This is a genomic window from Synechococcus sp. NB0720_010 (assembly GCF_023078835.1).
Lineage (GTDB): Bacteria > Cyanobacteriota > Cyanobacteriia > PCC-6307 > Cyanobiaceae > Vulcanococcus.
Window position 1 is genome coordinate 326,155 of the sequence record NZ_CP090898.1, and the last position, 12,682, is coordinate 338,836.

Here is a 12,682-nt window from a genome sequence, read left to right on the forward strand (position 1 = left end):
TGCTGGGTGCCCAAGCGCGAGTGCTGAACCAGCAAGATGGAGCAATGCACCGTCTTGCGGCTGTCCCTGGTAGCCACAGCCCTGATGACGGGGTGACCTACGTGGAGCAACCCGGGGCGGAGCTGGTGTTCCTCTCCAGCGCCGACACCGACTTGGCTGCCCTGTCGGCCTGCCTGGATCAGCACAGTTGTCCGGCAGGAGCGGCTCGCCAGATCCAAGGACTCAACCTGGCCAGCCTGCAGCACCCAGCGGTTCTCGATCACTACATCCGCACCAGCCTTGGCGGCACGCAGCTGGTGTTGATCCGACTGCTTGGCGGACGCGGGCACTGGAGTTATGGCCTCGAGCAGTTCCGGCAGTGGGCCTCTGCAGACTCCAAACGAGCGCTGGTCGTTCTGGCGGGGACCGCCGATGAGGACGAGGCCCTTGCCAGCCTCAGCAGCGTTCCCGCTGAACTCGCCACAGCCAGCAGCCGCTGCCTCCGGGAAGGGGGTACATCGAATCTTCTGGAGGTCCTGGGCTCCCTTGGCCACTGGCTCGATCACGGCCAGCTGCAGCTCCCCCAAGTCCACGCCGTTGAGGACCCGAAAGCCCACGACTGGCGTGACGATCTCGGACCGCGTGTCGGTGTCATCCTCTACCGGGCGCTCCTGCAGTCCGGTGATTTGGCCTTGCCCGAGGCCCTGCTCGACTCCCTCAGAACACAGGGGCTCGCCCCGCGGGCTCTCTGGGTCAGCAGCCTTAGGGACCCAGGGGTCCAGCGAGGAACCCTGGATCTGCTCCAGCGCGAGCAGGTGGCGGCTGTGGTCTGTACCACCTCCTTCGCCTCCGTGCAGTTCGCTGAAGCAGGGCTCGGTGCCCCGCTGTGGGACGCGCTCGGTGTTCCTGTCTTCCAGCTGCTCTGCAGCACCCAAACGCAGGAGGCTTGGAGCGCCAGTCCCATTGGTCTGTCCTCCCTGGATCTGACCCTGCAGGTGGCGATGCCGGAGCTCGACGGTCGCATCAGCACACGCGTTGGAGCCTTTAAGGAGCTGACCAGAGCTGATGCGCGCTTGGCCACAGCTCTGCATCGCTATCTACCGGAGCGGGAGCGGCTCGATTGGGTTGCGCAATTGGTGCAGCGCTGGTGCAGCCTGCGCGAGACCCCGGCGTCCGATCGCCGTCTGGCCTTGGTGCTGGCGAACTATCCAACCCGCAATGCGCGATTAGCCAACGGCGTCGGGCTCGACACCCCAGCCAGCGCTGCGGCGATGCTGCATTGGCTGAAGCAAGCGGGCTATGGACTACCGGAGCAGCTGCCAAGCGACGGAGACGGCCTGATTCAGGCGTTGCTCGCCGGACGGACGAATGACCCTGAAAGCACTCACCTGAAGGCCCTAGATCACCTTCCCCTTGCCGACTACCTGGCTTGGTTTGACGGAATCCCCGCAGCAGCTCGCAGCCGCCTGGAAGCCCAATGGGGTTCACCAAAACAGGATCCGTCGCTGGAGAAGGAGGGCTACCCCATCCATGGCCTGCAATACGGCCATGTGGTGGTGATGATCCAGCCGTCCCGGGGTTACGAGAGGGACCCAAGCCTCAGCTACCACTCCCCGGATCTGGTGCCGACCCACCAGTACCTGGCCCACTACCTCTGGCTGAACCATTCCGCAGCGGTCCAGCTGGTCTGCCATGTGGGGAAGCACGGCAACCTCGAGTGGCTTCCTGGAAAGGGACTTGGACTCTCGCCAGGCTGCTTCCCGGAACTGGCCTTAGGCCCGGTCCCCCACCTCTATCCGTTCATCGTCAATGACCCGGGTGAGGGCTCCCAGGCCAAGCGCCGTGCCCAGGCGGTCATCCTCGATCACCTCACCCCACCTCTTGGTCGTGCAGGACTCCATGGCGACTTGCGGGAACTCGAGGCTCTGATTGATGAGTACTGGGAATCCGTACAGCTAGGCAGTGCTCGGAGCGAGACGCTCCGCAGCGCGATCCTGACGCAACTGAGCCGCAGCGAACTCAGCGACGTCTTGGCCGCGGGCGACGCTGCGGATCCCCTCGATGCCGCCGACGGCTACCTCTGTGAACTCAAGGAAGCCCAGATCCGAACCGGTCTGCATCGCTTCGGCTTCCTTCCTGAGACGGAGGCCCTCGCTGAACTGCTGGCCTGTCTGGCCCGTCCCCCCCAGGAGGGTGGTCTCGGTCTAACCCAGGCCCTTGCCCTCGATGCGGCCTTGCAGCTGGACCCCTGGAGTGACCCAGAAGAATCCCCCCTCGAGCCCGTCGATCAGCAGCGGCTACTCGCCCTCGGCGTCAGACACCCCAGGGTCTGCGGGGATGCCATCGCCTGGCTTGAAGATCAGGCGCTTGATCTCTGCCGCTCACTTCTGGGCGAAGTGCACAGCCACGAGGCCGTCGGGCAACACACCGAGCACGTGCTGGAGCGTCTTGGCCAACGGCTCGTGCCGAATCTGCTTGGCTGCGGTGAGGCCGAGCGCACGGCCTTTCTGCGTGGTGTAGCAGGTGATCGGATCGCGGCAGGGCCCTCCGGTGCCCCCACCCGTGGACGGCCGGATCTCTTACCGACGGGCCGCAATTTCTACAGCGTTGATTTGCGCGGGCTGCCGACGGAAGCAGCCTGGGACCTGGGTCGACGTAGCGCAGAACTCCTGCTCGATCAGCATTTGATGGAGGAGGGGGAGCCCCTTCGCCATCTCGCCCTGTCGGTCTGGGGCACCAGCACGATGCGCAATGGCGGGGAGGACATTGGCCAGGCCCTGGCCTTGCTGGGCGTCCGCCCGGTCTGGGATGGACCCAGTCGCCGGCTGGTGGACCTGGAGTTGATTCCCCTCTCGGCCTTAGGTCGGCCCCGGGTGGATGTGACCCTGCGGATCTCAGGACTCTTCCGAGACGCCTTTCCCCAGCTGGTGGCGTGGGTCAACCGCGCCACGGCTCTGGTGGCTGCAGCCGATGAATCGGCTGAGGAGAACCCGCTCGCGCAAGCCGCGCAAAGGGATGGTCATGCCTGGCGGGTCTATGGCTCAGCCCCTGGGGCCTATGGAGCGGGCCTTCAAGGTCTGATCGACAGTGGTGACTGGGAGGGGCGTGGTGATCTGGCCGAGGCCTACCTGAATTGGGGCAGCTGGCGCTACGAGGGTGATGGCACTGGTGCCCTGCGCATTGCCTCCGACCGGGATGGTTTTCAGCAGCGCCTCTCGTCAGTCCAGGTCGTGCTGCAAAACCAGGACAACCGTGAGCATGACCTTCTGGATTCCGATGACTATTACCAGTTCCAGGGCGGGCTGAGTGCTGCGGTCGAGTCCGTTCGTGGTGTCGCACCAGCGGTTTGGTTCGGGGACCATTCACGCCATCAGCGGCCCCGCATCCACCGCCTGGAGAAGGAGTTCGACAAGGTGCTCCGCTCCCGCGTTCTCAATCCGCGCTGGATTGAAGGCATGCAACAGCACGGCTACAAGGGTGGCTTCGAGATGGCCGCCAGCCTCGATTACCTCTTCGCCTACGACGCGAGCACCGGTCGGGTTCCCGACTGGAGCTACGGCTCAATCTGCCAGCAGTGGCTTGAATCTCCCGAGGTTTTGGAGTTCCTGAAAACCCACAACCCTTGGGCCCTACGGGACATGGGCGAACGCCTGCTTGAGGCCCATCACCGCGGGCTCTGGAGCGGGGCACAAAAAAACCAGCTCGCGCATCTGCGTGAGCTGGTCTTGAATGCGGAGGCGCTGATCGAGGGTTAGAGGTCCTTGACCCAGCCCTTGAAGGCACCAATGTCCCCGGGCTTCGCCGTGCTCGTCGGGCTGGTGGGCTGTGCTTCGGCCTGCTGAGCTTTCTCTTGCTGCTTCTGGGCGTTGATGGCGGCAGGGCCACCGGGGACGTTCACGCCGACGGAGGAACCACGCTTGCGCTCGTCCAGCTCGGCCTGGCTCATCGGCTCGCAGAACGTCTTCTTGACTTCCTTCGGGATGCCACCCGTCAGATCGGTCTGCACCTCAGGTTTTTTCGGGTCACCAAGCCCATCAGATTTGATGACACGACGGGCCGTCATCGAGGCGACCTCGTCAACGATTTCCTTGCTCCCAGGGCTGGCAGCGGTGCCGGGGAAGGTGCGACGGATCGTGTTCGACTGACGCATGAAGTCGACATTCCCCATGCTGCTGGAGGAATCGGCGTCGAGGAAGAACGCTTCCTCCTTCTTCTTCGCTGGCTCCCGCTTGGTCAGGGGAGACTGCGACTGGTTATTGCCGAGCAGGCGATCAAACAGGCCCATCGCAAGGGTTCAGGATCTCCGGAAACCCTAGCGGCCACAAAGCTCGAACCCATGGGTATCGGTACCGCAACTTCGCAGAAGTGCGTGTTTGGTCAGAAGTTCTGAGACCGAGTCGCACACCAACGGCGTCGGACGCCATTGCGGCTGCATGTCGTAGTCGTAGTAGGCCTCGGCCCCATCGAACCCCAGATCTGCGGCAGCGGGGATCAATCGCTGAAACGGCAGTCGATAGCGGCCGGGGTGGGCCAGCAACGCCAATCCCCCAGCGGAATGGAGCCGGCGCCTGACCTCGCTGGCCTTCAGCGCTTCCCCGATCGGAGCTTGGCCCTGGCGATAGGGCTCCAGCGCAGGGTGTTCGGGATCAAAACCAAGACCGAGGACATGAACAAGGCAGCCCTCCAGCAGGCAGCTGATCTCGATGCCACTCCAGAGTTGGGGCGGGCTCATCCCGCTCTCCAGCTGCTGCTCAAACCAGCGCTGGATTGGCAAAAAAGCAGCAGTGCTGTGGTGATCGGTGACCGCCAAGTGCTCCAGGCCGATGGAGAGGGCCTGCTGGGCCAAGGCCTCAGGCGCGAGGCTGCCATCGCTGTTTGTGGTGTGGCAGTGGAAATTCAGCCGCGTTGGGCAGCATTCAGCCGTGACGGATTGCAGGACCGGAATCAGGGGATGGCGCACTAGCTAGCTGCGGCGGCTTCCTTCTCGGCCCGGAGGCGGCGCCAGCGGGCATAGAACTGAATCGAGGCGGCCATGAAGACCACCAGGGCCACGATGAACCAGGTGGCGGCTCCGGTTGGGAACTGGTTCTTGAAGACCACCAGCATCACAACGATCACCAACAGCAAGGTCGGCAGCTCATTGAGGGCCCGCAGTTGTTTGGGACTCCAGCCGCAGCTCCCCTGTTGCAGCTGCCCCATCAGGCGATAACAAAAGAAGTGATAGGCCAGCAGGGCCGCGACAAAGGCCAACTTGGCGTGCATCCATCCCTGCTGAAGCCAGGCAGGGTTGGCCACCAACAGGCCAATCGCCATCGAGACAGCCACCACCATTCCCGGTGTGGTGATGATGTTGGCCAGACGCTTTTCCATCAGCCCGTACTGGGCCTGGAACGCATCCTTGAGGGCAGGCTCGAGCTCCTCGGCCTCCCGGTGATAGATGAACAGCCTGACGAGATAAAAGAGTCCGGCGAACCAGACCACCACGCCGACGATGTGGAGGGTCTTGAACCAGAGGTAAGCCTCAGGAGGAAGGGCCGCCAGGGTGATCACAGGCCGGAGCCGAACTGGGCAACAAGTTAGGCGCCACCACTGGCCGCCAGGGCGCGATGGTTGGCCGCGGTGCTGCGGATCGCAGCCAGCTCCTCCTCCGGAAGCTTGCTGAGCTGCTTCATCACCAATCCCATCCTGTGGTTACGCCTGAGTTCAGGTTCATGGCGTGCCAAAAAATCCCAATAGAGGCTATTGAAGGGGCAGGCCTTGGGACCAGTGCGCTGTTTGACGTCGTAGGAGCAGCCTTTGCAGTAGTTGCTCATGCGCTTGATGTAGTTGCCGCTGGCCGCATAGGGCTTGCTGGCCAGGCGACCGCCATCGGCAAAGACCCCCATGCCGAGCACGTTGGTGAGCATCACCCAATCGAACCCGTCGATGAACATCCGGTGGAACCAGGCCGTTAAGGCTTGGGGATCCAAGCCGGCCAGCAGGCCGTAATTCGCCAGGAGCATCAGGCGTTGGATGTGGTGGGCGTATCCACTGCTCTCGATTTCCGCAAAGACCGTGTCGAGACAACGCATCCCGCTCCCCCCAAGCTGCTCAAACCACTGCGGCAGGGGCTCTGAAGCCCCGAAATGGTTGACCTCTGCGTACTGCTCGCCGAACCATTGATAGAGGCCGTGGGTGTACTCCCGCCAGCCCAGGATCTGACGAATCACTCCCTCGAGTCCCGCCAGGGGCACCTGCCGCTCAAGGCCCTCCCGCTCCAGCCGCTGAATGACCTCCAGGGGATGGAGCAGTCCCAGATTCAGGTAAGGGGAGAGCAGTGCATGCCACAGGGTGGGCTCACCGCTGACCATGGCGTCCTGAAAAGGACCAAAGCCTGAGAGGCGGGTCTGAGTGAAGTGATCCAGGACCTGCAGGGCCTGGTCACGATTGACCGCCCAGCGAAAGGGTTGGGTCTCCCCTGGCAAGCCATGGCGCTGCTGCAGCCCCTCAACCTTCTCGATGACGGCCCTGGTCACGGCATCAGGCTCGAACCAGAGTGGGGCTGGACCGCTCAGACCTTTCGTTGGGGGCTTGCGGTTCTCCTGGTCGTAATTCCACTGGCCGCCAAGGGGTGAATCGGCGGTCTCCATCAGAACGCCAAAACGCTTGCGCCCTTCGCGGTAGAAGAGCTCCATACGCAGTTGCTTGTAGCGCCCTGCCCAAGCCGCAAAGTCTTCCCGGCTCCAGAGGAAGGCATTGCTTTGCATCCAGTGGATGGGAATGGGCAATGACAACCGCTCAATGGAGCGGCGAAAACCGCGATCCACCGGCTCCATCAGCCGCAGTTCCTGGATCCCCTGCTCTTGGATCCAGGCCAAGAGTGCGCTGCTGAACGTCTCCGTCTGGATGTAGTCCACAGTCCAGCCCTGGTCGCGGAGGTCGGCGGCGAAGTGGCGCATGGCACTCCACACCAGAACCATTTTTTGAGCGTGATACGCCCGTTGCTCCAGGACCGAACTGCTCTCCAGCAGCAACACCCGGCAGTCCTCAGGCCTGGCACTGGCCAGAGCTGACTGATCAGGGTTGAGCTGATCACCCAACACCCAGATGCCGATGCTCATGCAGGCTCCCCAGCCAAGCGGCAGGCCTTGGTGGCCACGGCCTGGGCATAGCCGCGTTCGACCAGTCCCGCCGCCGGCGAAAGCTGACCGTTGCGGCAGTCGATCACGATCCGCTCACGGTGGCCCCGCTGATCGCTGATGCGCATCCTCAGCTGGAAGTGATGTTTGGCGCTGCGGCTTATCTCGTCGGCGCAGATGGGGCCAATGCACAACCCGGGCGCAGCCCAGGCCGCTGCGGGAGCCAGCAACAGCATGGCAATGATCGAAGCCAGGATCCAACGCAAGGGCTTCACCCAGCCAGCTCCAACGGTCGATCATTCTCGAGGTCAACCGCGTCCTCCTGGGGCTGGCCCGCGCCAACCTCATCGCCGCCAGGGTGGAAGTGGTCCCAGATCACCTTGGCGAGTCCAGCCCCCATTCCTGGAGCTGCCGCCAGGGCCTCGGGGCTGGCGAGCTGAATCGCGTCGATGGAGCGGAAATGGGCCAGCAACTCCTTGATCCGCTTGGGTCCAAGGCCAGGGATGTCTGAGAGACGGGAGCGCTTCATCCGCTCACCCCGCTGCTGACGGTGGAAGCTGACGGCGAAACGGTGGGCTTCGTCGCGAAGCCGCCGTAGGAGCTGAACGCCGAGCTGCTCCGGTTCGCTCTCCAACGGCTCCTTTACACCGGGAATGAAGACCTCTTCGCGTTGTTTGGCCAGGGAACAGACAACGAGATCCTCATCGAGGTTGAGCTCCCGTAGGGCCTCCATCACCGCAGAGAGTTGACCCTTGCCGCCGTCGATCATCACCACGTCCGGCCAGTCATTGAGCCCGCCCGTGTGAAGCGCTGAGCCTGCCGATCGCCGCAGTTCCTTGAGATCGGCACCGGCAGCCTTGGCCTGGGCCCAGCGGCGGAAGCGACGCCGCATGATCTCGGCCATGGCCATGAAGTCATCGGAATGACCGGAGCGGATCGAGCTGCTCTGGATCTTGTATTTGCGGTAGTGCTGCTTGGCCGGCAAGCCATCGATAAACACCACCTGCGATGCCACCGCATCGCTGCCCTGGATATGGCTGATGTCATACCCCTCGATCCGGCGGGGAGGGGTGTTCAGCTCCAGCAGCTGCGCCAGATCCTCGGTGGCGAGGAGGTTTTGTTCGCTGGCGCGGCGGGCCCGTTCCAGTTCGTAGTTGGCGTTGCGTTCGACCAACTCGATCAGGTCGGCCTTTTGGGCCCGTTGGGGCACGGACAGACGCACCTTGCGGCCACGAAGCTCTGAGAGCCAGTCCTCAAGCAACTGCTGTTGGGGCAAGGGGGCCTGGAGCAGGAGTTCGGGTGGAATCTCAACCCCTTCGACCTGGCTGTAGTGCTCCTCGATCACGGTCTGCAGGATCCGCCCCATGGCAGCGCGACGCGATTCCGAAGGGGGCAGGTCGCCTCCCGCCCCCTCCTCCGCTGAAGGCATGCCAAGGGCATCGGCGGTGAAGCCAAGCCGGCCGACGAGCTTTCCGGCCCGCATTTGAAACAGCTGCACTGCCGCCACCCGCTCGTCGGCAGCCATGGCCAAGACATCGCGTGAGATCGAGCTATCGCCAAGGCTCATCTTCTGATCCGCCGTCAGCGTGTCGATGCCCTGGAGCTGATCGCGCACCCGGGCAGCACTCTCAAAATCCAGGCGCTCGGCGTAGCGCTCCATTTGCTCATGGAGCAGGTCCAGCAGCTCTTCATTGCGTCCCTGGAAGACCATCGCCACCTGCCTCAAGGTGCGGTGGTAGTCCTCGGAGCTGATCTTTTGTTGGCAGACCCCAGGGCAGCGGCCGATGTCGTAATTCAGACAGGTCCGATCCCGATGGAGAGGCTGGGGGCGCTGACGCAGGGGAAAGACCCGTTTGACCAAGCCCAGGGTGCGCCGCAACAGGCCAACATCCACATAGGGCCCATAAAAACGATCCAGGGGTGAGCGGAAGCGCCGCCTGCGGGTGATGAAGATGCGCGGGTAGGCCTCGCTCCAGGTGATGCAGAGGTAGGGATATTTCTTGTCGTCCTTCAGCAGCACGTTGAAGTGCGGCTGGTGGTTCTTGATCAGGTTCGCCTCAAGGGCGAGGGCCTCTGCCTCGCTGTCGGTGACGATGAACTCGATCTCACAGACCTGCCTCACCATCAGGGCGATGCGCGGGGAGTGGCCATGGCCACTCCCGCTTTGGAAGTAACTGCGGACCCGGTTGCGCAGCACCTTGGCTTTTCCGATGTAAAGGATTCGGTCCTCCGCATCCCGCATCAAATAACAACCAGGCTCAGTCGGTACCTCCTTGAGGCGAGCCTTGAGCCGAGCTGGGTCCTGCAGCAGAGACTTCAACCGCCGTACTGCCAGCCGGTGCTGCTGAGTTCGAGGGCCGCGCCATCGCGGTGAAGAACGGCACTCTTGACCTCACCGACAAACACGGTGTGATCGCCATGGGCGACCTGGCCGATGAGCTCACACTCGACTCCACCGAGGGCGTCGTTGAGGATCGGCAGGCCCAGTTCGCCGAGGCTGAAGGGAGCCGCGTCAAAACGGCCACCGACGCCCTTCTGGGGTTTGAAGAAGACGGCAGCTAAATCCTTCTGGTCGGCCGCGAGGACGTTCAACGAGAAGCGCTTGGTGCGCTGAATCATCCCGTTACTGGTGCTGTCGGAGCGGACGGCCATGACCACCAGCGGCGGCTCGAACGAGCCCTGGGTCACCCAGCTGGCGGTGAAGCCGTTGACCTCTTCCCCTTCAGCCACACCACAGATGAAGACCCCGTGGGGAATCTTGCGAAGCAAGGTCTTCTTGGCGTCGGCGTTCAGTGCCATGGATCAGGCCCTCAGAGCCCAAACTCTAGGAACAGCAGGGCCTTTGCGGGTCTGAGCGAGCCTTCTCTTTCTAGGATCGACGGATGAAAGTCCTGTACCCCGGCAGCTTCGACCCCCTGACCCTTGGGCATCTGGATGTGATCGAACGGGGTTCCCATCTGTTCGATGGCCTGGTGGTTGCCGTGCTGCGCAACCCGGGTAAAAACCCTTGCTTCAGCGTTGAGCAGCGGATCGAGCAGATCCGTGGAGCGACGGGTCATCTCCAGCGGATCGAAGTGGCGGCATTCGATGGGCTCACGGTTGAATTCGCCGAGCGCTGTGGTGCTGGCGTGATTCTGCGGGGTCTGAGGGCGTTGAGCGACTTCGAATACGAACTGCAGATCGCGCATACCAATAAAAGTCTGGCTCCGAAGCTGGAGACGCTGTTTCTCGCAACGGCAACGGCCCACAGCTTTCTCAGCAGCTCGGTCGTCAAGGAGGTGGCCCGTTTCGGCGGACCGGTTGGTCACATGGTCCCCACAGGAGTGGCAGAAGATCTGGCGAGGCTTTTTAATCAGTAGTCCCTCCACGCACCCCGCTGATGTCTGAGACGCAGCTGACCTCCGTGCTCGACCAGCTGGATCAACTGGAGGAAGTCGTTCTCGACGGCACCCGGGTTCCCTTCAGTGGCGGGCGTTTGGTCAACGAGCAGGACGCCATCGAATTGATGGATGCCGTGCGGGATGCTCTGCCCGGTCAGTTGGTCAAAGCCGACGAACTGGTGGCCAAAAAGGATGAGTTCATCCAGCAGGCCCGCCAAAAGGCGGACGACATCGTCGCCCAGGCCAAGCAGCAGCGGGATCAGCTGATTAATAGCCAGTCGATCCGCAGTGAAGCCGAGCGGCAGGTGGCGGAATTGCGCGACCAAGCCCGCCAGCAGTGCGAGCAGATGATCGCCCAGGCCCGGCAACAGGTCGCCAAGACAGAACAGGAGCATCAAGCCAGGCTGGCTCAGCTGGAGCAACAGTTCAGCCAGCGCCGTCAGCAACTCGAACAGGAAGGGCTGCAACGCCGCCAGCAGCTTGATCAAGAAGCGATCGAGCTCAAGCGACAGCTCAGCGAGCAACACGAGGCAGCACGGAAGCAGAGCCTCACGGAACTTGAGAAGGTTCGTGTTGAGGCCCTTCGTCTGCAGCAGAGCAGCCAGGCTGAAGCCGAGCGGGTGCAGGGCGATGCTCTGCAGTTCCGCCAGCAAACCCAGCAGCAGTGTGAGGCCCTCATCGCCCGCAGCCGCCAAGAAGCCAGCACGATCCAAGAAGGGGCGAACCGCTATGCGGAACAAGTCCTCGGTGAACTCGAGGATCGTCTGCGGGAGATGGGGCAGGTGGTTGTGGCTGGCAAGCGTGAGCTGGTGAAGCTCCAGGGTGTCAATCCAGCCTCACTGGTGCCGAACCCCGTTGCTGGTCAACAGCAGGCCGTGCCGATCAACCGCGCCCGCCGCGCCGCGGATCGCATTCGCAAGGCAGCCGGAAACCGCTAGGGGCAGAGCGCACCGTTGCGGGTCTGACGCAGCAGTTGTCCAATGACCGTATTGGGGGCGCTGGACCCGTTTGAAATCATGCTGATGTAGCGAGGCCCAGCGGGGGTGTTCAGCAATCCGCTGACGGAGCGCACTCCTCGAATCGTTCCGGTTTTGCCGAAAAACTGACCCTGCAACTCGGTGTCGTACCAGTAGTTGCGGAGGGTTCCACGCTCACCGGCAATGGCCATTGAGGCGAAGTAATGGTCGGCCATTGGGTGCTGCGCCATGCGCAACATCAATGCCACCAGCAGGCGGCTGGTGAGGCGGTTGCCGCGGTCGAGACCACTGCCGTCAACCACCTTGATCCCTGCCATCGGTAGACCTTGGGCGGCCAGCCATTGGCTTGTACGCCACTGGCTTGTGACTTGGTCCCAACTTCCAGCGGCCTGGCGCAGCAGGACCTCAGCAGTGAAGTTGTGGCTCTCGGTGTTCGCCAGGCTCAACAGGCCATGCATGCCGATCGAGCGTTCCTCATGGAGCAACACCGCACTGGAGGGGGGACTCCCATTGGGGGTCGGTGCCACGGTGCTGATGCTGGCCTGTCCTCCCTGACGTTTGATCTCTGCCGCCAACAGTTGTTGAAGGCGACTCGGTGGGTCGCTCACGGCCATCGCCTTGGCATTGCTGGTGACAGCCAGACGCGTAATCGGTGCGCCATAGGCCTCGACACGGTCCTCACCAGGCCAACCTGCCGGCCACCAGCGCTGGGGGGGCTCCTCCTGAAGTTGGATACGGACCGCAGAGGGAGTGGGTGAGCTGCTGCCGCCTTGTCCCAGCGCCAACTTGGCGAAGCGCTGGAGCTGGGGGGTGTTGAAGTCTGGATCCCCCTCACCGGTCAACAGGAGGCTTCCATCGGCCCTACGCCAGAGCCGGGTCGTGAGGCTGTAGTCGGGACCGAGACGGTCCAAGGCCATGGCCGTCGTGACCATCTTTTGGTTGGAGGCTGGGATACGGGGCGTTAAACCGTTCAGATCCGCCAGGAGCCGACCGGAGCCATCGCCAACGCTCACGCTCCAGACGCTGGCTTCGGCACCAAGCACCTGCCGCAGGCGTGTCTGCAACGCTGGACAGCTGACCTGGGTCTGCAGTTGCGGAAATCCCAGTGGAGGCGGTGGAGCAGGCAGGGAGATCGCCCGACTGTCAGGGGCGGCCGCCTGGAGGCCAAGCGAGGGGAACAGCGCTAGGCCAAGGCCAGTCAGAACCCCTGCTCGCCGCCCCGCCATGG

11 protein-coding genes are annotated in these 12,682 nt (G+C 63.1%); 3 read left to right on the forward strand and 8 right to left on the reverse strand.

All coding sequences use genetic code 11. From position 1 onward, the window contains the following. Positions 1–44: 44 nt before the first annotated feature. Positions 45–3,734, forward strand: a complete 3,690-nt coding sequence (cobN, locus tag LY254_RS01760; RefSeq protein WP_247478471.1) for a cobaltochelatase subunit CobN — start codon at positions 45–47, stop codon at positions 3,732–3,734. Here cobN and LY254_RS01765 read toward each other — a convergent pair. Genes LY254_RS01765 through LY254_RS01795 form a run of 7 tightly spaced genes read right to left on the reverse strand, consistent with a single transcriptional unit; the run spans position 3,731 to position 9,896 of the window. Then, positions 3,731–4,264: a hypothetical protein gene (locus tag LY254_RS01765; protein ID WP_247478473.1), complete on the reverse strand. Its 534-nt coding sequence runs from the start codon at positions 4,262–4,264 to the stop codon at positions 3,731–3,733. The two genes, cobN and LY254_RS01765, sit on opposite strands and share 4 nt — an antisense overlap. Before the next feature lie 27 nt (positions 4,265–4,291). Further along, positions 4,292–4,939 (reverse strand): PHP domain-containing protein, encoded by a 648-nt coding sequence (locus LY254_RS01770; protein WP_247478474.1) that lies wholly within the window; start codon positions 4,937–4,939, stop codon positions 4,292–4,294. Next, positions 4,939–5,526 carry a protoporphyrinogen oxidase HemJ gene (gene hemJ, locus LY254_RS01775; RefSeq protein ID WP_371820527.1) on the reverse strand — a complete coding sequence of 196 codons (588 nt, stop codon included), beginning with the start codon at positions 5,524–5,526 and terminating at the stop codon, positions 4,939–4,941. The genes LY254_RS01770 and hemJ overlap by 1 nt, the downstream gene beginning before the upstream one ends. 29 nt (positions 5,527–5,555) lie before the next feature. Beyond that, positions 5,556–7,079 carry a cryptochrome/photolyase family protein gene (locus LY254_RS01780; protein ID WP_247478482.1) on the reverse strand — a complete coding sequence of 508 codons (1,524 nt, stop codon included), beginning with the start codon at positions 7,077–7,079 and terminating at the stop codon, positions 5,556–5,558. Further along, entirely contained in the window at positions 7,076–7,333 is a 258-nt protein-coding gene (locus LY254_RS01785; RefSeq protein WP_050778481.1) for a hypothetical protein, read from the reverse strand. The genes LY254_RS01780 and LY254_RS01785 overlap by 4 nt, the downstream gene beginning before the upstream one ends. Before the next feature lie 35 nt (positions 7,334–7,368). Further along, positions 7,369–9,417: an excinuclease ABC subunit UvrC gene (gene uvrC / locus LY254_RS01790; protein WP_247478484.1), complete on the reverse strand. Its 2,049-nt coding sequence runs from the start codon at positions 9,415–9,417 to the stop codon at positions 7,369–7,371. Further along, positions 9,414–9,896 carry a flavin reductase family protein gene (locus LY254_RS01795; RefSeq protein ID WP_010317037.1) on the reverse strand — a complete coding sequence of 161 codons (483 nt, stop codon included), beginning with the start codon at positions 9,894–9,896 and terminating at the stop codon, positions 9,414–9,416. Before LY254_RS01795 ends, uvrC begins: the two co-directional genes overlap by 4 nt. A gap of 83 nt (positions 9,897–9,979) precedes the next feature. Here LY254_RS01795 and coaD point away from each other — a divergent pair, with 83 nt between their 5' ends. Together coaD and LY254_RS01805 are read left to right on the forward strand one after the other, a co-directional pair. Then, a complete protein-coding gene (gene coaD / locus LY254_RS01800; protein ID WP_010317039.1) occupies positions 9,980–10,456 on the forward strand; it encodes a pantetheine-phosphate adenylyltransferase in 477 nt (158 codons plus the stop codon). A 20-nt stretch (positions 10,457–10,476) separates the two neighbouring features. Further along, on the forward strand, positions 10,477–11,415 hold the full coding sequence (locus LY254_RS01805) for a hypothetical protein (RefSeq protein WP_247478486.1): 939 nt from the start codon (positions 10,477–10,479) through the stop codon (positions 11,413–11,415). On the opposite strand, the gene LY254_RS01810 is transcribed toward LY254_RS01805, so the two are convergent. Then, positions 11,412–12,680: a D-alanyl-D-alanine carboxypeptidase/D-alanyl-D-alanine-endopeptidase gene (locus LY254_RS01810; RefSeq protein ID WP_247478493.1), complete on the reverse strand. Its 1,269-nt coding sequence runs from the start codon at positions 12,678–12,680 to the stop codon at positions 11,412–11,414. The two genes, LY254_RS01805 and LY254_RS01810, sit on opposite strands and share 4 nt — an antisense overlap. Between the last annotated feature and the right edge of the window lie 2 nt (positions 12,681–12,682).

What these genes read in the sequence shown, in the direction of transcription:
- cobN (WP_247478471.1), top strand. Translation starts at nt 45, where the DNA reads ATGCACCGTCTTGCGGCTGTCCCTGGTAGCCACAGCCCTGATGACGGG.
- LY254_RS01765 (WP_247478473.1), bottom strand. Translation starts at nt 4,264, where the DNA reads ATGGGCCTGTTTGATCGCCTGCTCGGCAATAACCAGTCGCAGTCTCCC.
- LY254_RS01780 (WP_247478482.1), bottom strand. Translation starts at nt 7,079, where the DNA reads ATGAGCATCGGCATCTGGGTGTTGGGTGATCAGCTCAACCCTGATCAG.
- LY254_RS01785 (WP_050778481.1), bottom strand. Translation starts at nt 7,333, where the DNA reads ATGCTGTTGCTGGCTCCCGCAGCGGCCTGGGCTGCGCCCGGGTTGTGC.
- LY254_RS01795 (WP_010317037.1), bottom strand. Translation starts at nt 9,896, where the DNA reads ATGGCACTGAACGCCGACGCCAAGAAGACCTTGCTTCGCAAGATTCCC.
- coaD (WP_010317039.1), top strand. Translation starts at nt 9,980, where the DNA reads ATGAAAGTCCTGTACCCCGGCAGCTTCGACCCCCTGACCCTTGGGCAT.
- LY254_RS01805 (WP_247478486.1), top strand. Translation starts at nt 10,477, where the DNA reads ATGTCTGAGACGCAGCTGACCTCCGTGCTCGACCAGCTGGATCAACTG.
- LY254_RS01810 (WP_247478493.1), bottom strand. Translation starts at nt 12,680, where the DNA reads ATGGCGGGGCGGCGAGCAGGGGTTCTGACTGGCCTTGGCCTAGCGCTG.